The following is a 17,285-nucleotide window of genomic DNA, read 5'->3' on the forward strand; positions in this document are numbered from 1 at the left end:
TGAAAAAAAACTGTATTTTTTATCTTTTTTTTCTCTTCCTACCGGTTTTATTTTTAGTTTTTGAACCTTTTTTTTCCTTTTTCTCGGATGGCTGTGATAAGCGAACTTCATCTTTTACTATATCTTCCTCTGAGAATGTTCCACCTGCACTGTCTTCCAGATTACTATAAATCAGTTTCTCCAGATCCTCGATAGTGTAATCTTTCCCTTTAAACTCCTGTGCAAGCTGATAGGCTACCATTCTCCCCAGGGCAGTTTCTCGCTTCTGATTGGCCGGGTAGCATTTAATTTTCAAAAGAGATGGCAAAGACTCGACCCATATTTTAACTTTAGCACCTTTTCGGAGAGAAGTTTTATTATCCAGACGAAGCTTATTTTTTAACGAAAAAACTCGGTCTTCGTAATATTCATTGATAAGAGGTATTTCTTCCTGTCGAATCAGGCGAGTTTGGCAGGATAGGAACAATAGAAATAATAATAAAATCCAATAAGCAGCTTTCATGAGGATCCTTAACAGGATGAAATAAATGCCTTTCTCTGTCTATAGGAAAAAAATCATAGCTAAGTGCTTCGTTCGCTTTATTGCTTGTTATTTTACAAACCGGAAAAACAATATAAATACAATGAACCAGTTAAAAGAAAAAGTTGTCTGGGTGACGGGTGCCACTTCCGGAATCGGAGAAGCCCTGGTCCATAATTTAAAAAAAGAAGGGGCTAAAGTAATCTTATCCGCCAGAAGAGAAGAAGAACTGAAGCAAGTTCAGGAAAGTTCGGGTCTGGACACAAACAACTCCCTTTGCCTTCCTCTAAATCTCACAGAAACCGAGAGCTTTCCGGATAAATACCAGCAAATTAAAGATAAATTCGGACAGATAGATATTCTAATTAATAATGCCGGACAAAGCCAGCGCTCGCTTATTAAAGATACAGATCTGGAAGTTTACAGGAAACTTTTTGAAGTGAACTTTTTTGGAAATATAGCCCTGACAAAAACTATTCTACCCGACATGATGAAACGAAAATCCGGCTCTATTGTCGTAATCAGCAGTATTGTCGGAAAGGTTCCTACACAGCTTCGTTCCGGATATTCGGCTTCCAAACATGCTTTGCACGGATTCTATGATTCCCTGCGCCTAGAAGTAATTGAGGATAATATACAGGTACTACTGGTCCTGCCCGGTTATGTAAAGACAAACGTTTCGATAAACGCAGTCACCGGAAACGGTAAAGAATACGGAAAAATGGATGAGGCCACTGAGGCCGGAATGGAGCCGGAGGAATGTGCAAAAAAAATTTTAGAAGCCATCAAAAAAGGAGAAACGGAAGTTGTCATTGCCGGTTTCAAAGAAAACCTTGCTGTGACATTAAAGCGCCTCGCTCCCGATCTCCTTTTTCATATTATGCGGGGTTCAAAAGTAACCTGAAAAATTAATTATCCATTCCTATCCAAGGTTTATAATTTTTTTCTCCCCAAGGCCCGGATTCTGACCAAAATGTATCTCTCGGATCTGGAATTTTCCTACCATGTTTCGGAATGATTCCGCCTGACTGGCAAGCTCTATACTGGCTGCTGAACTTTCTTCAGCAGTAGCTGCTGCGTTCATCGCCACCTGGGAAATTTGATTGATTCCGAGGGATGTTTCCGCAACGCTTTCGGATTGTTCAGTCGAGGCAAAAGAAATGTTATTTATTCGTTCGGTTACCTGGATAACTCCTTCGGTCATTTTCCTGAGAACTTCAGCTGTTCGATAAGCTATCTCAGTACCCATATTCACCTTCTTTGATGAACCTTCTATCAGGTTGGCCGTCTCTTTTGCAGCCATAGCACTTCTGGAAGCAAGATTTCTCACTTCTTCGGCGACCACATTGAAACCTTTTCCATGCTGACCGGCTCTGGCAGCTTCCACTGCTGCATTCAGAGCTAAGATATTGGTCTGGAAAGCGATCGCATCTATCTCTTTTATAATCTTAGAAATGTTTTCAGATGTATCACTGATTTCCTGCATGGCTAATAGCATAGATTCCATCTCTTTATTTCCGGAAAGTGCCTGCTCTTTAACCGATTTTGCTTTATCACTGGCTTCTTCGGCGTTTTTTGCATTATTTTTTGCCTGTATTTCTATTGTATTTAGGGTAGCTGTTATTTGGTCAACACTCGAAGCCTGCTCAGTAGAACCCTGAGCCAAAGAATTACTGGAATCGGCCACCTGTTTAGAGCTAATTAATATCTGGTTTGCGGCATTTAAAACCTCGGACAATAATTCATTAAATACATTCAGAATCATATCAAGAGACTTTTGAATACTGGAGAAATCACCTTTCAGTTGATTCTTAAGTTGTATATTCAAATTACCGGAAGAAATCTCAGTAGTAATGGTATTAACCTCTTCAATCGTAGATTGAAAACTACCCAGCATTCCATTTAAAGCTTTTGAAACCTGCCCGATTTCATCATTTGATGGATTCTCCATCCTGAGAGACAAATCTCCTTTCTGAATGATCCGGTTCATCGTTTCGACCAGGCGGGTTATCGGTCTATTAATGGAAATGAAGGTGCTAATACTAATTAACAAAAATAATATGATAGAAATAAAAAATACGACCAGAATAAAGCCTTTTAAACCTTCTGCCTGTTTATTTACCCTGCTATTACTCTCTTTTATTTTTTTATCCAACTCTTCCATTAATAAATCTACACTTTCTTCCAGCTCATAAACTATGTTCTTGGTATTTCCAAAATTGGCATTTGCTTTCAAAACATCTTTTATCTCATTATTTATTATTTTTTCGTATAAAGATTTAAAGTTTTTCTGGTAGGCTTTCAGTTGTTCCGGCATTTTAACAGAAGCACTTCGAATTTTTTCATGTTTTTCTATTTCCTTTGTCAGAAACTGAAGACTCAACTCCAAATCCTGTGTGCTCAATTTTGAAACTTCTTCCCACTTTATGATGTAGGAATCTACTTTTTTTCGATCCTCAATATTTAAAAAGATATCCTTTTCGTATCTTCTCAAATTCAGAATATCTTTTCTTAGATTCGCAAGAATTCTCAGGGTGCTGGTTTCTTTCTGGGCGACCTTTGTTGATTGTTCAGATAAGGTCGAAACCCCGAAATAACCGGAAATTCCGGCTACAAGAACCAATAAAAACATAAGTCCGTAACCGAAAATTAATTTGGTTTTTATAGTAAACATACGAAAATCCTTTTTTTTATATATTCGGTTTTTCGAGTATAAAAACCAAGTTAATATAAATCAGGCGAAGGAGGTAGATTTGTAAGCGAACCCTTTCAGGTTCGCTCAGATAAAAAATTAGAAAAACCTTAGTGAAAAGTCTTATTTAAATGGAACGGATAAATCCTTTATAGTATCTTTCAAATCTTCATAGGTCTCAGAAGAAAAGCCCTTATCACTATCATAGGAAAGTTCTTCTCCATAGAGATTAGTAGTTCCTGCAAGACCTTTCTTATCGTAGTTGAAATCTACTCCGGCTATTTCTCCTCCGGCATTGAATCCTTCTGAATTCGAATAACCCAGATCAATTCCCTCTATACTCGTATTGGCGGCAAGACCTTTCTTATCATAGTTAAAGTCGACTCCGGCTATATCACCTCCGGCATTAAAACCTTCTGAACTTGAATATCCGACATCGATTCCTTCTATACTTGTATTGGCTGCAAGACCGTTCTTATCATAACTTAGATCCACTCCGGCTATTTCACCACTGGCTGAAAACCCTTCCGAACTTGAATAGGCTACATCGATTCCCTCTATATTCGTGCTGGCTGATAGACCGTTCTTATCATAACTTAGATCCACTCCGGCTATTTCACCGCTGGCTGAAAACCCTTCCGAACTTGAATAGGCTACGTCGATTCCCTCTATATTCGTGCTGGCTGATAGACCGTTCTTATCATAACTCAAATCAACTCCGGCTATTTCACCACTGGCTGAAAACCCTTCCGAACTTGAATAGGCTACATCGATTCCCTCTATATTCGTGCTGGCTGATAGACCGTTCTTATCATAACTCAAATCAACTCCGGCTATTTCACCACTGGCCGAAAACCCTTCCGAACTTGAATAGGCTACATCGATTCCTTCTATATTTGTACTGGCTGATAGACCGTTCTTATCATAACTCAAATCAACAACCCCTTCTACCGATGCACTGGCAGAGAAGCCATTTTGATCAGAATAGTCCATGCTTAAATCTCCCACTCCAATGTCGACATCTGCATGAGCAGAAAAACCCTCCTGATCTGAATAATTCAAATCTACTGCACCGATTCCAATGTCCAATGATGCTTGAGCCTGAAAGCCATTCTCCGTATCATAACTCATTTCTGCACTGACAAAGCCAACATCCAGAGATGCCTGTGCTTCAAAACCATTATTTTGAGAGTAAGATAGTTCAACAGATCCTACTCCAAAATCCGCAGCTGCATAAGCACCAAAACCACCATTTTCTGTGTATTCTAAGCCCACACTGGCAACTCCGGCTACTCCAACACCTACACTGGCACCAAATCCATCTTCTTCTGAGTAAGAAAGATTTGCATCAACAACTCCACCCGTAGCCCCGCTCACTACACCATTGATGACAGCACCACCCACATTGGCAACTACTGATTTTAAACTTGAACCGATTCCACCTGACTCAATTTTTTCTGCTACTGAAACTGCTGCATTAAAGGCTCCAAGGGCAACTAGAGAAGCTCCACCAGTGAAAGGAGCCGCTACCACAGCCGCAACGGCAGCCACGACTTTGACAGCCTTAAAGGCCGGTGATTCAGTGAAGCCCGGTTTGGGGGCAGTTTGTTTGGCTATCCATTGAGAAACAAGTTGGGGAGGAAGACCGGTAGCTTTCGCTATTTCCTGAGTGGCAACTTGCTTTGCATAGCCCTGTGCTGCCTGTTTAAAACTTTGTCCGCTGGTAAGACCGGAAATGAGACCGACGGGTAAACCGGTGGCTTCAGCTATGGCATTATTTACTTTGTCCTTAACTACCGACTGAACAGCAGAGCTCCAACTACCTCCACCCGTTACATAGGCTTTTACTAAATCTTCTACCAGTTGCTCTCTTTCGATTTGCTGGTCAGCATCTGCTCGGAACATATCCATGTAATACTGATTCAGTTCGGATACATCCTGATAGGACTGCCCTACCCGTTTCATGTCATCTCCGAAAGAGTTATACAGGCTGGCTAAGGCTCCTTCTTTTCCCTCGACTAGCTTTCCATCTTCTCCTCTTTCTCCATAAACCGAAGCATTGAGAACCTGGTAATCTGCATTAGTCCAGGTTTCAAACAAGTCTTTCGGTGCACCCACATGAGCTACGGAAGAAAGAGAAATCCTTCTCTCTTCAAATTGGTTTCCGGATTCATAACCTTTATAGTCACCTTTTCCATCGGCTGCTTTATGGGCAGAACCATCGCTAATTTTATAGGTAATAACAATCTGGTCTCCATCTCTTCTGGCGGATTCGAACATTTCATTTCGTTCCATGAAACCGGCACAGGCAGCAACAAGTTCTCCACCAGATACACATTTTCCTTCTTGTTGCAATTTCAATTGTTCGGCAGTCAGTTTAGATTCATCCAACTTTCCATCTTTTGTATAATAATCAGACATGATTTTAAACTTGTAAGAATTTACAACCTGCTCATAGACCTGATCCTGGTATTTATTAACGTTCTCATCGATGATATTGTTCATGGCTCGAACGTAATTAAACTGTTTGGCTCCGGTAATGGCTGTATTGAATTTGGAGGCTATATTTAAATTGCTTATATCATCGACTTTAAAGCCATGATCAAAAATATTATAGGAATTTGTTGGAGAAGCATTATTGCTATTATTCAAAGATCCATTTATAGAGGAATTAAAGCCTGCGGCTAAACTTGCTACTCCATTGGTAGAAGGAAGTTCTTCTGTTTTATACTCTACACGGGCATTTCTTAAATCCAAAATAGACTGAGTAAAGGCGGCTGAGTTACTTCCTGCTTCAGGTGCGCGAAGTTCATCAACAGAATCAGCTAATAATTTGGCTTCTTTCCAGGCTTCTTTTGCTTCTTCTTTATTATCGCTCTGTAGTTTTTTCTGAATATCCGACCACTTTTCTATAGCAGCCTTTTCAGAGCGCTCCATCTCCTGACGCCACTTTCCCTGATTGATTTGCAGCTCAGAAACGGCGTTCTGATAATTTTCTGTAGCTTCGGCCCGAAGCTCATCTGCCTTGGTTTTCCAGGCATCAAAAAAACCCTTGTAGTTTTTAACCTGTTGTTCCCAGTTAGAAATGGCAGGAAGAATTTTGTCTTTCCACTCGCTATGCTGTGCAGCAAGCTGATTAGTAAATCCCTGCCAGGTATACATGTTTTGTTCGGCAACAGTGTCTTTTACGGTATAACTAACATCAAGATAAATTTCTTTTTCATTTCGGGTAAAACTGTTATACCAACATGCTTTTACAGGCAACACAATACAATAACCCGGACGTTCTACATATTGATCAAAACTTATGTAACGTGCTTCATTATAATGGTAATAGAGTGTTGGCCCTCCATTGGCAACCTCTTCATTATAACTTCCTCCTACATAGAAATAATCCCTAGTAGCAGAAGCTAACCAATCTGCATCTACATTCGTTGTATTGGCCCTAAGAGTAACCCCGGTAATATTTTGGATAATTAAATTGTCAGAAAGCCAACTATTTCGAACAACTCCTTCGCTCTCAAAGTCACTAAATCTTTGTAGCATTTCAGTGGAGTATTGAGCCGGATTTGAGATATAATTTTTAACTAATCCAATAAATTCTTGAAAAGCTTGGTCTGTTGGATCTCCTGAACGAGACCAATACAATGATGAAATATCGAATGAACTTCCACTCTCATTTTCTCCATCATTTTTATAATTTTTAATAATCTGAGTCTGATAGTAATCTGTCTTACTCTGAGCTTCATTTTTAGTCAGTTCGAGATAATCTGTCATTTCCGTAGAAAGTTCAGTGAGGATAGTCGTAAAATCCATATCCGGGTTTTGTAGCTTCGTATTCATCCGGGTAATCAGCTTATTCAAGTTCTCACCGGCTGTATTATAGCTTCCATCATCATTTTTATACAATTTCGTATTGGAATCCGAGTTAAGAGATGTCTGTAGGTTATTTACCATTGTTTGAATATTCGTTTTTACATTGGTCTTATAGGCATTAATCAAGCTCAAATTCCGGTTAAACTCTCCTTCGGCCTGGTTGAGTTGTTGTATAAATTCAGAATAGCTCGTATTAATCGAAGTCAGGTCATTCTGGAAATTGGTCATCCCGGTTTTAAATGTAGTATTAAAATCTGTTGCCCAGTCCTTTATAGTTGAATCCAGGTCATCCTTCAAACCCGAATAAGAGTCTTTTAAATCCTCTTCGGTAATTTTATTTTCAGCCTCTGTCTGGGTTTTAGTAGTCGAGTTATCCTGTTCGGTTTTGTATTTACTTGTTATAAAGGCTACGTATTCGTTCCGATTGGTTAATATAAGACCATCTGCTGTTTTTTGCCAGTCTTCTAGAGCTTCTTCTCTACGGGACTCCAGTTCTTTCTTTAAATAATCTTTATAGGTCGGGTTATTGTTATAGGTATCTGACTCTGTAACAAGAGCAATCTGGTTTTGGATTTTTGTATTCAAATCATTCTCCCAGGCTGCTTTCATGACACCTAATTTCTCAGTTATCATCGTATCCCAGGCACTTACATTTCGCAGGGCATTGGCCTGCTGAATAGTGCCTCGCATCTCATCCGCATCAAATTGCTCGGGCATGAGGGCATAGGGAACCACAGGGTTCGAGAGAGCCGAAAAAGAGGGGTAGAAAATGAAAAGAACGAAAGATAGGAGAAGAAAAAAGGCCTCTATCTTAAATAGGATGGTGTTCAGGTTTCTCTGAATTCCTTTGAATGTGATGGTTTTCCGCTTTTTCATTTTCTTTTCCTCTCTCTTTTTTATTGAATCTGGTAGGTGATTACACCACCGGCTGTTACGACATCGGTAACAGAGAACTCATATGTATAAGAAATATTTACTTTTGCAATGATTTCCATCTTGGTTCTGTCACTCGAATTGCTACTCAGAGTAATATTGCTAGAATATGTCTGATTTGTAAAATCTGCTGTATCACAAGAATCGCTAGAATATACCGAAATATTTGAACCAAAACTTGTTCCTAAAGCAGGCAATGTTCCTTTAGTTGCAGTTATTACCAACTTCTGACCTGCGTTTAAACTAGCTTTGATATTGGCTTTATAATCAGTAGTTTGAGTTTGATACAACACGGACTGCAAGGTCTGGGAAGTAGTAGAAGCTGTGTTCAGCTTGGTGCAACCCGGATGAGATGCAAGGGCAGCTGTTTTAGATGCTTCTGTGGATGCTGCCTGTTGCTGCTGCATACTCAAAAGTAGTAATAATGTAGTTGTATTATCATCCTCTTTCTTCTTCGGGCAGGCCGTGAGGCTGAGTAGTAGCACTGACAGGACTGTTAATTTTAATAAATGTTTCATTTACATTTCTCCAATAATTTTTTTCCTATAGCCTTTCTCTGGCTACAGGTCATTATCACCTTTTTTTTCTTTTTTTCGATGCGAGTCAAAACAAAATATGAAACTATAGATGGATTGCAGGAAAAAATATAATCCGGAATAAAAGCATAATTCGTAAATAGGGAGGGTACAGGCTCAGACTGAGACCCGGTTGTAAATATATATGTTTTCATTTTCAGCTTTCCACTTTATAGTTTTTCTCATTTTTACATCCTAAACCATTTTTCTGAAATTGTCAAATACAAATTGACAGATTTCTCAGATAATTTGGATTTTTATTTCTTAACCGGATGCTGAAACATCCGGCTACGGAAAAAAGAGACAACTTCTTTAATCAGTTCCTGAGAAAAAACCTTTACAGCTACAGAGCCTTTTCCAGTCTAAAGACTGTCATGCTACAGGACAAAAAACCCAGATACTTAAACCCATACACTGATTTTGGTTTTAAGAGGCTCTTCGGAACCGAAGCCAATAAGGATCTACTCATTGATTTTTTGAATCAAATCCTTCCGGAAAAACACCGGATTCAGGAACTCAGTTTTCGAAATCCTGAAAATCTCCCTCCTATGCCTTTCCTACGAAAAGCCATTTTTGATATCCAATGCACAGGAGCCAATGGAGAAGACTTCATCGTTGAAATGCAAAAAGAAAAATTGGAATTTTTTAAAGACAGGTCTCTATTTGCCGTTACATTTCCCATTCAGGAACAGGCAGAAAAAGGAGATTGGAACTTTAAACTCAAGCCCGTTTATCTCATTGCCATTCTCGATTTTAAGTATGACGAGAAAGAAGAAAAGAAGAAGTTCGAACGTTATGTTCAACTCAAAGACCAGGATGGGGAAGTCTTTTATGATAAGCTTCATTTTAAGTTTTTACAGATGCCCCTCTTTACCAAGAAAGAAAATGAATTAGAAAGCCGCTTTGATAAATGGTGTTATTTCTTAAAAAACCTGGAAAATTTTGACCACATTCCGGCTATATTAAACGAACCCCTTTTTAAAAAAGCCTTTCTTACCTCCGAACTCAGTGCTATGAATAGCTTTGAGTTTGATACATACCACGAAAGTCTCATGGCCTACTGGGAATCAAAAGGTATGCTCGATACAGCAAGGGATGAAGGTAAGTTGGAAGGTAAGTTGGAAGGTAAGTTGGAAGGTAAGTTGGAAGGTAAGTTGGAAGGTAAGTTGGAAGAGAAATTAAATGTTGCAAAGAATGCTATCAAGATGGGGCTTTCGGATGAACAAATCCATACTCTTACCGGCATGAGTTTTGAGGATATTCAGAATATACGAGAGAAAGAATTTTAGAATATTCAAACAGTGGAGTTTTCCACTGCTTCTCTCTTTTTTATTGAATCTGGTAGGTGATTACTCCACCGGCTGTTACGACATCGGTAACGGTTATCTCAAAATTATAGCTGGCAGCTTTCGTGGCTGTTATCTCTATCTTGGTACGATCGGTTGAGTTATTGGAAATGCTAACATTTTGACTATAACTAGAATACAATACTCTTGTAAAATCTGCAGTTGTGCAAGAATCTAGATTATAAGCGGCTATTGAGTAACCACTTGAAGAACTCATCAAAGGCAAATTACCTTTTGTAGCTGTGATTACCAACTTCTGACCTGCGTTTAAACTAACCTGGATATTGGCTTGATAAGCAGAACTGCTATCCTGTGCATATTGCAAGGTCTGGGAAGTGGTAGAAGCTGTGTTCAGCTTGGTACAACCAGGATGTTGAGCGAGGGCTGCTGTTTTAGATGCTTCTGTGGATGCTGCCTGTTGCTGCTGCATACTCAAAAGTAGTAATAATGTAGTTGTATTATCATCCTCTTTCTTCTTCGGGCAGGCCGTGAGGCTGAGTAGTAGCACAGACAGTGCTGTTAATTTTAATAAATGTTTCATAAAGGTTCCTTATGGTAAATTTGTCAGTCTAACTTCCCCCCCCCATAATTATGACAAGAAAAAATTGCTATCTCCATGCCCGTACTTCGAAGCTCTTGGCTTCGGCTCCCTTCGGTCTCTCAGCCGGCGAGTTGTTCCCTGAGCAATGCCCGCTGAAGGGCGGCAATCGTATCTTATCCAGAAAAAAACCTTTACAGCTCACTGAGCTTCCACCAGTCTAAAGACTGTCATGCTACAGGACAAAAAACCCAGATACTTAAATCCATACACTGATTTTGGTTTTAAGAGGCTCTTCGGAACCGAAGCCAATAAGGATCTACTCATTGATTTTTTGAATCAAATCCTTCCGGAAAAACACCGGATTCAGGAACTCAGTTTTCGAAATCCTGAAAATCTCCCTCCTATGCCTTTCCTACGAAAAGCCATTTTTGATATCCAATGCACAGGAGCCAATGGAGAAGACTTCATCGTTGAAATGCAAAAAGAAAAATTGGAATTTTTTAAAGACAGGTCTCTATTTGCCGTTACATTTCCCATTCAGGAACAGGCAGAAAAAGGAGATTGGAACTTTAAACTCAAGCCCGTTTATCTCATTGCCATTCTCGATTTTAAGTATGACGAGAAAGAAGAAAAGAAGAAATTCGAACGTTATGTTCAACTCAAAGACCAGGATGGGGAAGTCTTTTATGATAAGCTTCATTTTAAGTTTTTGCAGATGCCCCTCTTTACCAAGAAAGAAAATGAATTAGAAAGCCGCTTTGATAAATGGTGTTATTTCTTAAAAAACCTGGAAAGTTTTGACCACATTCCGGCTATATTAAACGAACCCCTTTTTAAAAAAGCCTTTCTTACCTCCGAACTCAGTGCTATGAATAGCTTTGAGTTTGATACATACCACGAAAGTCTCATGGCCTACTGGGAATCAAAAGGTATGCTCGATACAGCAAGGGATGAAGGTAAGCTGGAAGGTAAGTTGGAAGAGAAATTAAATGTTGCAAAGAATGCTATCAAGATGGGGCTTTCGGATGAACAAATCCATACTCTTACCGGCATGAGTTTTGAGGATATTCAGAATATACGAGAGAAAGAATTTTAGAATATTCAAACAGTGGAGTTTTCCACTGCTTCTCTCTTCTCTATTGAATCTGGTAGGTGATTACTCCACCGGCTGTTACGACATCGGTAACAGAGAACTCATATGTATAAGAAATATTTACTTTTGCAATGATTTCCATCTTGGTTCTGTCACTCGAATTGCTACTCAGAGTAATACTGCTAGAATATGTCTGATTTGTAAAATCTGCTGTATCACAAGAATCGCTAGAATATACCGAAATATTTGAACCAAAACTTGTTCCTAAAGCAGGCAATGTTCCTTTAGTTGCAGTTATTACCAACTTCTGGCCTGCGCTTAAACTAGCTTTGATATTGGCTTTATAATCAGTAGTTTGAGTTTGATACAACACGGACTGCAAGGTCTGGGAAGTGGTAGAAGCTGTGTTCAGCTTGGTACAACCAGGATGAGACGCAAGGGCGGCCGTTTTAGAAGCTTCTGTGGCTGCTGGCTGCTGCATACTTAAGAGTAACAATAATGTTGTTGTATTATCATCCTCTTTCTTCTTCGGGCAGGCCGTGAGGCTGAGTAGTAGCACAGACAGTGCTGTTAATTTTAATAAATGTTTCATAAAGGTTCCTTATGGTAAATTTGTCAGTCTAACTTCCCCCCCCCCATAATTATGACAAGAAAAAATTGTTATCCCCATGCCCGTACTTCGAAGCTCTTGGCTTCGGCTCCCTTCGGTCTCTCAGCCGGCGAGTTGTTCCCTGAGCAATGCCCGCAGGCAAGCGCAGTATCCAAAGTTCAGCTTCACGAAGCCATTTCCTTCTTCGGACAGTCTTATAGCTGCCGGAAATCAAAAGTTGAAACTCTTATAGAAATAAATATTCAGAATTTACGAGAGAACACTATACTATGTATTCCAGCATATTTAATTTGTTTATGATATAAAAATATATTTACAAAAAAAAGAATAGAGACGATCTTTGACCCATGGATTTCTTCAACTTCTTAAAAAAGGATGATATCTTTGCTTTAGAAAGCAAGGATAATAGAAAAGCTTTAACTACGGAATGGAAGAAAAAGGGTCTATCTAAAGATAAATTTGCCTTTCTCACAGCAAAGCAGTATGAAATTCTCTTTGGCACTGAAGAAAAAACAAAAGAAACTTTAAGCCATATAGAAATTATTATTTTGTCCCAATGTGATAGGGAGGAAGCAGAAAAGTTAAAGAACATTCACAGTAAAATGAGCACTCTCGAATTATTAAGAAGTCTCCAAAATACTGCAATTAAAGTAGCCATGGAAAGAGGACTGCAATGAAACAAGATGTTCTCTGTATTCCGGGTTATATCATCTACAAATTCAAGAAAATGCAAATCATATCACCTTCCGATTTACGAAATAATTCCATACGTAATTATAAAGACAAGTCTCCAAGCTTTAAGTTTTTTTTGAAAGAGTTAGAAGAATCTCTTATAGAAAATTCTTTCGATTTAAAAAAATATGAAGAAGCAAAATTAAAAGCTAAAACTATGTATGAAATGGTAATCGGGTATTCAAACTCGGATCATGTAGAATTAGATGATTCTGATATAATAGTTATTGAAAAAACTGATGACCTTGTAAAGAGATATTCGGATATTTTACTAATGAAAAAAGATTCACATATTTACTGCAAAGAAGCTTTCCTTGAGTTGGTTAAAGAAGCATCAGATAAGATTATTATGAAATAAAAGATAAGAGCCTATATAATAATTATTTTTCAAAGAACCCGGAAAGAAAACCGCCTACAAGACTTCTGATTATTAACTTAACGAACAAAGAAAGCCTGGTAGGCAATAAAAAGAAAGAATAATACCAAAAAAGAAAAAGCCGGAAAAAACCAGGTTAAAAAAGCCCTACCCGTATTCTGCTGAAAAATTTGTTTCCCTAAGCTAATATAGATTTTCCCTTCCCACATAATCGCTCCGAAGAATAAGATCAGGGCCAGAATAAGCTGAAACTTACCCATCGTATAATTATTCTCTGAGATGGGAGGAAATAGGCTATACATGCTATTCAAGAATAAACCGGAAATAATAAGAGGAAGAGTAGAATATACACTTACACTCATACTGTTTAAAAAAGAAGTATTTTTTTCCGCCATGATTACAAGAGAAAGGTAGCGTAATGCTCCCACAACAAGAATGTATAAAAACCAGGTCAAAGGAAAATAAAATTTAGACCAGGGAAAAAAGAGCCCGGTCTTATACTTAGCAAATGGAGTTTTTTTTACATAAGAACCAAGAGGAAAAAGTTGAAGAAAGAAATGAAACAAAATCAGGATAATAGTAAATAAACCCAATAGTAAAAGTAGTTGCCTAAACGTTTGAACAAATACTTTCTTTTCTTCCTCAGTCGAAAAAAGAGAAGAGAGCTCTCCGGTTTGAAAGAGAGCCAAATAAGTGTTTTTAAATGTATCACGAAGCATCATTGGGCAGAAAGTACCTGTATCCTAACTTTTGCATCTTCTATAGGTTTTGCCATTTTTTCGGGAGGTGCAATCTCTATAAATTTTTTATAGTTCTCTAAAGCTCCTTGTTTATCACCAGATTTAGATTGAACTAAAGCCAGGTTAAAGTAGATCTTGGCATCGTTCGGATTCAGGCTTCTAGCTTTTTGATAGGCAAGAACCGCAGTTTTGTAATCATCCATAGCCTGATATGAAACACCCTGATTATAATAGGCCAGGGCAAAATCCGGTTTCAATTCAGCCGACTTTTTAAAATAAGCCAAAGCTTCCTCAAATTTCTTCTCTTTTAAAAGTGCTACACCTTTATTATTGGCTTCAGTGTAAGTAGCAGCCGTGACCTGCATTTCCTTTGTAGGTTCGCTTTTCTTACAATGAAATACGAAAAAAGCTACAAGAAAAATAACTAAACTTGTTAATCCAAATCGTTCCCCTATTTTCATATAGTTAAACCTATTTTCCTTCCATTTGTTTGATTCTCTTTTTTGCATCCTCAATAGGTTTTGCCATACTTGAAGGAGCAATTTCAAGAAACTTCTTATAATACTTCACTGCACTTTTTTTCTTATTAAGCCGTGTATAAACAATTCCTAAATTAAAGAAAGTCTCAGGAGATTTGGAGTTATATTTCAAAGCTGTTTTATAGGCAGTAACTGATTCCTTATTCTTTCCCATAGCTTGATAACAAACACCCTGATTATAATGACCTCGGAAATAATTCGAACTGATTTTTGTAGCTTTTTGAAAGTAACTCAAAGCTTTTATATAGTTCTTCTGATTAAGATAAGCAACTCCAATATTATTCGGATAGTCAGGAACAGAGGGATCCAACTGCATTGCCTGCTCAAATAATCCTATAGCCTTATCAGGATCCGCCTTTAACTGCTTGGCACCCTCATAATTTAATTTCTGAGCTTTTGTTCTGTCCTCGGCAGAAAGACCCGAAGTTAGTATTAATAAACCTAAGATAAAAAATGTAAAGATTCGAAGTTTCATAAACCATGTTTCTCTTTTTCTTTAATTTCAGGCAAGTTTTTTTCATAATTCTTTTTCATTTTAAAAGTTCTTCCACTCTTTTTTTTGCATCTTCTATGGGTTTTGCCAGGCTTATCGGAGCAATTCTGACGAATAACTTATAATATTGTATTGCATTTTCTTTATCACCCAACCTGGAATAAACTAAAGCCATATTAAAAATGAGTTCGGGTGAATTCGGTTTCAATTTCATAGCTCTGAGATAATAGTCAACAGCTTTCAGATTCTCAGAAAGAGCCTGGTAACAAACACCCATATTATAAAAAGCATGAAAGTAGTTTTGATCTATATCTATAGCTTTTTGAAAATATTCCAATGCTTCTATAAATTTCTTTTGATTCAGTTTAACAACTCCCATGTTATTTGGATATTCCGGAACAATAGAACAAAGCTGCATTGCCTTTTCAAATAAATCTATAGCCTTATCCGGATTGGAGCCAATAAGAGAGACTCCCTCGTTATTTAACTTTTGAGCTTTTATTCTATCCTGTGCATTCATTCTCTACCCATTTATAATTCTATTCTACTTGTTTACTTTACTCTTCAATAAAGAAATCATAATCCTTTTTTTTCTTCGGAGATTCTTTGATATGATAATTCTCTTCTTCAATAAGGGGAACTTCTTTTTTTTCTATTATTGTAGTATCCGGAGTAATCTCGATTTTCTCTCGCTCTTCAACTTCCCGGATTTCCGGCTTTAAAGACTCATCTCGTTTATAATCATAGAGTTTTAGAATAATCGAATTTCCTTTATTTCGATTATATTCATATAAATGCAGGCTATTATTATCCGAACCGCTAAAAAAATAAAATTCAAAACCGGAAAGCATATAGTCACGAGAGACCTCCAGTAATCCATCCTGGGCCTGCATCAAATCCAATTCAGCGCTAATAACGTCCACCTCTTTTAAAAAACCCTGTTGAAATTTTTGTCTGGCTAATTTAAAAGCTTCAAATTGCAAATAAAGCCTTGAATTCCCTAACCTGAGAAGTTGCCATTTTTCCTGCAAAGTATCATAACTTTTATAAACAGACATTTCCACTTCATTGGATAATTTTTTATATTTCCCTACAGCTTCTGAAAGTTTTATCTTTCCCTCTAAAATATTTCGGGAATAGCTCAAATCATCATAAAAGTTAAAATTGCTGCTATTGAAAGCATTTTCACCTTTACCAACAAATTGAGGCCCGTAACCCGGTATCCTCTGGATACCGGACCCATCTGTCTGTACTCCGTAGTTCAGGGTGTTTTGATTGGTGGTACTTCCAAACCTTGTATTTACAGAAAGATTAAAACCGTAAACCTTATTTTTTGTAGGAACAGGACCATTTACGTTTTCTCCCACATAGGCCCCAACCGAAACCTGGGGTTTCCAGTATTCTTCGGCCAATTGCTTTTGAGCTTTTAACTGTTTTACAACCACACGAAACTTGGCTACTTCTTGATTGGTTGCTACCGACTTTTTAGCAATATTCTTGATTGGCAAACTCGGAGGATAAAAGGAATAATCAAACAAAAAATTTTCTTCAAACTTTATGTCTACATCAATGTGTAAATTCAAGACTTGCTTTAGATCCATAAGAGAACGGTTAGTTTCTCCCTGAATTTTTCTATAGCTTGCTTCTACTTCCCGCAACTTTGAAAGGGCTTCTAATCTTTGTATATCAGTAGCAAAACCTTCTTTTTTTTGCAGGCTTACGTTTTTTAAATTATGCACGGCCCGCTTTAAGCTCTTTTTAACCAAAAATAGCTTACTAAAATTTGATAAAGTAGTAATATAGGCTTTGCTAATTTCCAGGGAAAGCTTATCTCTTTCAATCAAGTAATCCTTAGAGTTTAAAACCTTATCCAGTCTGGCTGACTCTACTTCAAGTTCCGTTTTTCCTCCATCGTATAATAACTGTTGTATATTCAAACGAATATCATTGTATCTCGAATCAGGTTGCTCCACATTCAAATTCTTTAAACCAAAATAGGAAACTCCCACCCTTGGTAAATAATTCCTCCACTTCTCAGTTATAATATGTCGAAACACTTCCTGCTTACTTCGTATTGTCTTTAGAAGTATACTATTTGTTAATCCGATAGTGATTGCTTTATTTAAATCCAAAGATAAAGTTCTATCTCCTGCATATAAAACAGTAAAGAACAAATAAAGCGTTCCAACTACAATCAATTTTATTAACTTTTTTTTCAT

The 17,285-nt window shown here is 37.8% G+C and carries 16 protein-coding genes; 5 read left to right on the forward strand and 11 right to left on the reverse strand.

Annotation, left to right across the window (positions count from 1 at the left end; all coding sequences use genetic code 11):
- Nucleotides 1–19 precede the first annotated feature (19 nt).
- Nucleotides 20–502, reverse strand: a complete 483-nt coding sequence (locus H7A25_22875; protein MCP5502761.1) for a type II secretion system-associated lipoprotein — start codon at nucleotides 500–502, stop codon at nucleotides 20–22.
- 121 nt (nucleotides 503–623) lie between these two features.
- Between H7A25_22875 and H7A25_22880 the strand changes: the two genes are divergently transcribed.
- The gene (locus H7A25_22880; protein ID MCP5502762.1) at nucleotides 624–1,424 is read left to right on the forward strand and encodes an SDR family oxidoreductase; all 801 of its coding nucleotides are present in this window, start codon (nucleotides 624–626) and stop codon (nucleotides 1,422–1,424) included.
- Nucleotides 1,425–1,442: 18 nt separating this feature from the next.
- Here the strand turns inward: H7A25_22880 and H7A25_22885 are convergent, their stop codons facing one another.
- The 3 genes from H7A25_22885 to H7A25_22895 form a co-directional block, all read right to left on the reverse strand.
- Nucleotides 1,443–3,194: a HAMP domain-containing protein gene (locus H7A25_22885; GenBank protein ID MCP5502763.1), complete on the reverse strand. Its 1,752-nt coding sequence runs from the start codon at nucleotides 3,192–3,194 to the stop codon at nucleotides 1,443–1,445.
- Nucleotides 3,195–3,335: 141 nt separating this feature from the next.
- Nucleotides 3,336–7,964, reverse strand: a complete 4,629-nt coding sequence (locus H7A25_22890; protein ID MCP5502764.1) for a TIGR04388 family protein — start codon at nucleotides 7,962–7,964, stop codon at nucleotides 3,336–3,338.
- 20 nt (nucleotides 7,965–7,984) lie between these two features.
- Entirely contained in the window at nucleotides 7,985–8,539 is a 555-nt protein-coding gene (locus H7A25_22895) for a hypothetical protein (GenBank protein ID MCP5502765.1), read from the reverse strand.
- 431 nt (nucleotides 8,540–8,970) lie between these two features.
- Between H7A25_22895 and H7A25_22900 the strand changes: the two genes are divergently transcribed.
- On the forward strand, nucleotides 8,971–9,885 hold the full coding sequence (locus H7A25_22900; GenBank protein ID MCP5502766.1) for an Rpn family recombination-promoting nuclease/putative transposase: 915 nt from the start codon (nucleotides 8,971–8,973) through the stop codon (nucleotides 9,883–9,885).
- A gap of 40 nt (nucleotides 9,886–9,925) precedes the next feature.
- On the opposite strand, the gene H7A25_22905 is transcribed toward H7A25_22900, so the two are convergent.
- Nucleotides 9,926–10,483 (reverse strand): hypothetical protein, encoded by a 558-nt coding sequence (locus H7A25_22905; GenBank protein ID MCP5502767.1) that lies wholly within the window; start codon nucleotides 10,481–10,483, stop codon nucleotides 9,926–9,928.
- A gap of 229 nt (nucleotides 10,484–10,712) precedes the next feature.
- Here H7A25_22905 and H7A25_22910 point away from each other — a divergent pair, with 229 nt between their 5' ends.
- Nucleotides 10,713–11,579 (forward strand): PD-(D/E)XK nuclease family transposase, encoded by an 867-nt coding sequence (locus H7A25_22910; GenBank protein ID MCP5502768.1) that lies wholly within the window; start codon nucleotides 10,713–10,715, stop codon nucleotides 11,577–11,579.
- A gap of 40 nt (nucleotides 11,580–11,619) precedes the next feature.
- Here H7A25_22910 and H7A25_22915 read toward each other — a convergent pair whose 3' ends face one another.
- Entirely contained in the window at nucleotides 11,620–12,135 is a 516-nt protein-coding gene (locus H7A25_22915) for a hypothetical protein (protein MCP5502769.1), read from the reverse strand.
- Nucleotides 12,136–12,533: 398 nt separating this feature from the next.
- On the opposite strand from H7A25_22915, the gene H7A25_22920 reads away from it, so the two are divergent.
- Together H7A25_22920 and H7A25_22925 are read left to right on the forward strand one after the other, a co-directional pair.
- Nucleotides 12,534–12,863 carry a hypothetical protein gene (locus H7A25_22920; protein MCP5502770.1) on the forward strand — a complete coding sequence of 110 codons (330 nt, stop codon included), beginning with the start codon at nucleotides 12,534–12,536 and terminating at the stop codon, nucleotides 12,861–12,863.
- Nucleotides 12,860–13,276: a hypothetical protein gene (locus H7A25_22925; protein MCP5502771.1), complete on the forward strand. Its 417-nt coding sequence runs from the start codon at nucleotides 12,860–12,862 to the stop codon at nucleotides 13,274–13,276. Before H7A25_22920 ends, H7A25_22925 begins: the two co-directional genes overlap by 4 nt.
- Nucleotides 13,277–13,353: 77 nt before the next feature.
- Here the strand turns inward: H7A25_22925 and H7A25_22930 are convergent, their stop codons facing one another.
- Genes H7A25_22930 through H7A25_22950 form a run of 5 tightly spaced genes read right to left on the reverse strand, consistent with a single transcriptional unit; the run spans nucleotide 13,354 to nucleotide 17,285 of the window.
- Entirely contained in the window at nucleotides 13,354–14,016 is a 663-nt protein-coding gene (locus H7A25_22930) for a hypothetical protein (GenBank protein MCP5502772.1), read from the reverse strand.
- On the reverse strand, nucleotides 14,013–14,495 hold the full coding sequence (locus H7A25_22935; protein ID MCP5502773.1) for a tetratricopeptide repeat protein: 483 nt from the start codon (nucleotides 14,493–14,495) through the stop codon (nucleotides 14,013–14,015). The genes H7A25_22930 and H7A25_22935 overlap by 4 nt, the downstream gene beginning before the upstream one ends.
- Before the next feature lie 10 nt (nucleotides 14,496–14,505).
- The gene (locus tag H7A25_22940; protein MCP5502774.1) at nucleotides 14,506–15,048 is read right to left on the reverse strand and encodes a tetratricopeptide repeat protein; all 543 of its coding nucleotides are present in this window, start codon (nucleotides 15,046–15,048) and stop codon (nucleotides 14,506–14,508) included.
- Between the two features lie 55 nt (nucleotides 15,049–15,103).
- Nucleotides 15,104–15,586: a tetratricopeptide repeat protein gene (locus tag H7A25_22945; protein MCP5502775.1), complete on the reverse strand. Its 483-nt coding sequence runs from the start codon at nucleotides 15,584–15,586 to the stop codon at nucleotides 15,104–15,106.
- A gap of 37 nt (nucleotides 15,587–15,623) precedes the next feature.
- Nucleotides 15,624–17,285, reverse strand: coding sequence for a TolC family protein (locus H7A25_22950; protein ID MCP5502776.1), 1,662 nt, complete (start codon nucleotides 17,283–17,285; stop codon nucleotides 15,624–15,626).

The organism is Leptospiraceae bacterium, from assembly GCA_024233835.1.
GTDB lineage: Bacteria > Spirochaetota > Leptospiria > Leptospirales > Leptospiraceae > JACKPC01.

Coding starts and splice junctions, on each gene's coding strand:
- H7A25_22875 (MCP5502761.1), bottom strand. CDS start 502: ATGAAAGCTGCTTATTGGATTTTATTATTATTTCTATTGTTCCTATCC.
- H7A25_22880 (MCP5502762.1), top strand. CDS start 624: ATGAACCAGTTAAAAGAAAAAGTTGTCTGGGTGACGGGTGCCACTTCC.
- H7A25_22885 (MCP5502763.1), bottom strand. CDS start 3,194: ATGTTTACTATAAAAACCAAATTAATTTTCGGTTACGGACTTATGTTT.
- H7A25_22890 (MCP5502764.1), bottom strand. CDS start 7,964: ATGAAAAAGCGGAAAACCATCACATTCAAAGGAATTCAGAGAAACCTG.
- H7A25_22895 (MCP5502765.1), bottom strand. CDS start 8,539: ATGAAACATTTATTAAAATTAACAGTCCTGTCAGTGCTACTACTCAGC.
- H7A25_22900 (MCP5502766.1), top strand. CDS start 8,971: ATGCTACAGGACAAAAAACCCAGATACTTAAACCCATACACTGATTTT.
- H7A25_22905 (MCP5502767.1), bottom strand. CDS start 10,483: ATGAAACATTTATTAAAATTAACAGCACTGTCTGTGCTACTACTCAGC.
- H7A25_22910 (MCP5502768.1), top strand. CDS start 10,713: ATGCTACAGGACAAAAAACCCAGATACTTAAATCCATACACTGATTTT.
- H7A25_22920 (MCP5502770.1), top strand. CDS start 12,534: ATGGATTTCTTCAACTTCTTAAAAAAGGATGATATCTTTGCTTTAGAA.
- H7A25_22925 (MCP5502771.1), top strand. CDS start 12,860: ATGAAACAAGATGTTCTCTGTATTCCGGGTTATATCATCTACAAATTC.
- H7A25_22930 (MCP5502772.1), bottom strand. CDS start 14,016: ATGATGCTTCGTGATACATTTAAAAACACTTATTTGGCTCTCTTTCAA.
- H7A25_22935 (MCP5502773.1), bottom strand. CDS start 14,495: ATGAAAATAGGGGAACGATTTGGATTAACAAGTTTAGTTATTTTTCTT.
- H7A25_22940 (MCP5502774.1), bottom strand. CDS start 15,048: ATGAAACTTCGAATCTTTACATTTTTTATCTTAGGTTTATTAATACTA.
- H7A25_22945 (MCP5502775.1), bottom strand. CDS start 15,586: ATGAATGCACAGGATAGAATAAAAGCTCAAAAGTTAAATAACGAGGGA.
- H7A25_22950 (MCP5502776.1), bottom strand. CDS start 17,285: ATGAAAAAAAAGTTAATAAAATTGATTGTAGTTGGAACGCTTTATTTG.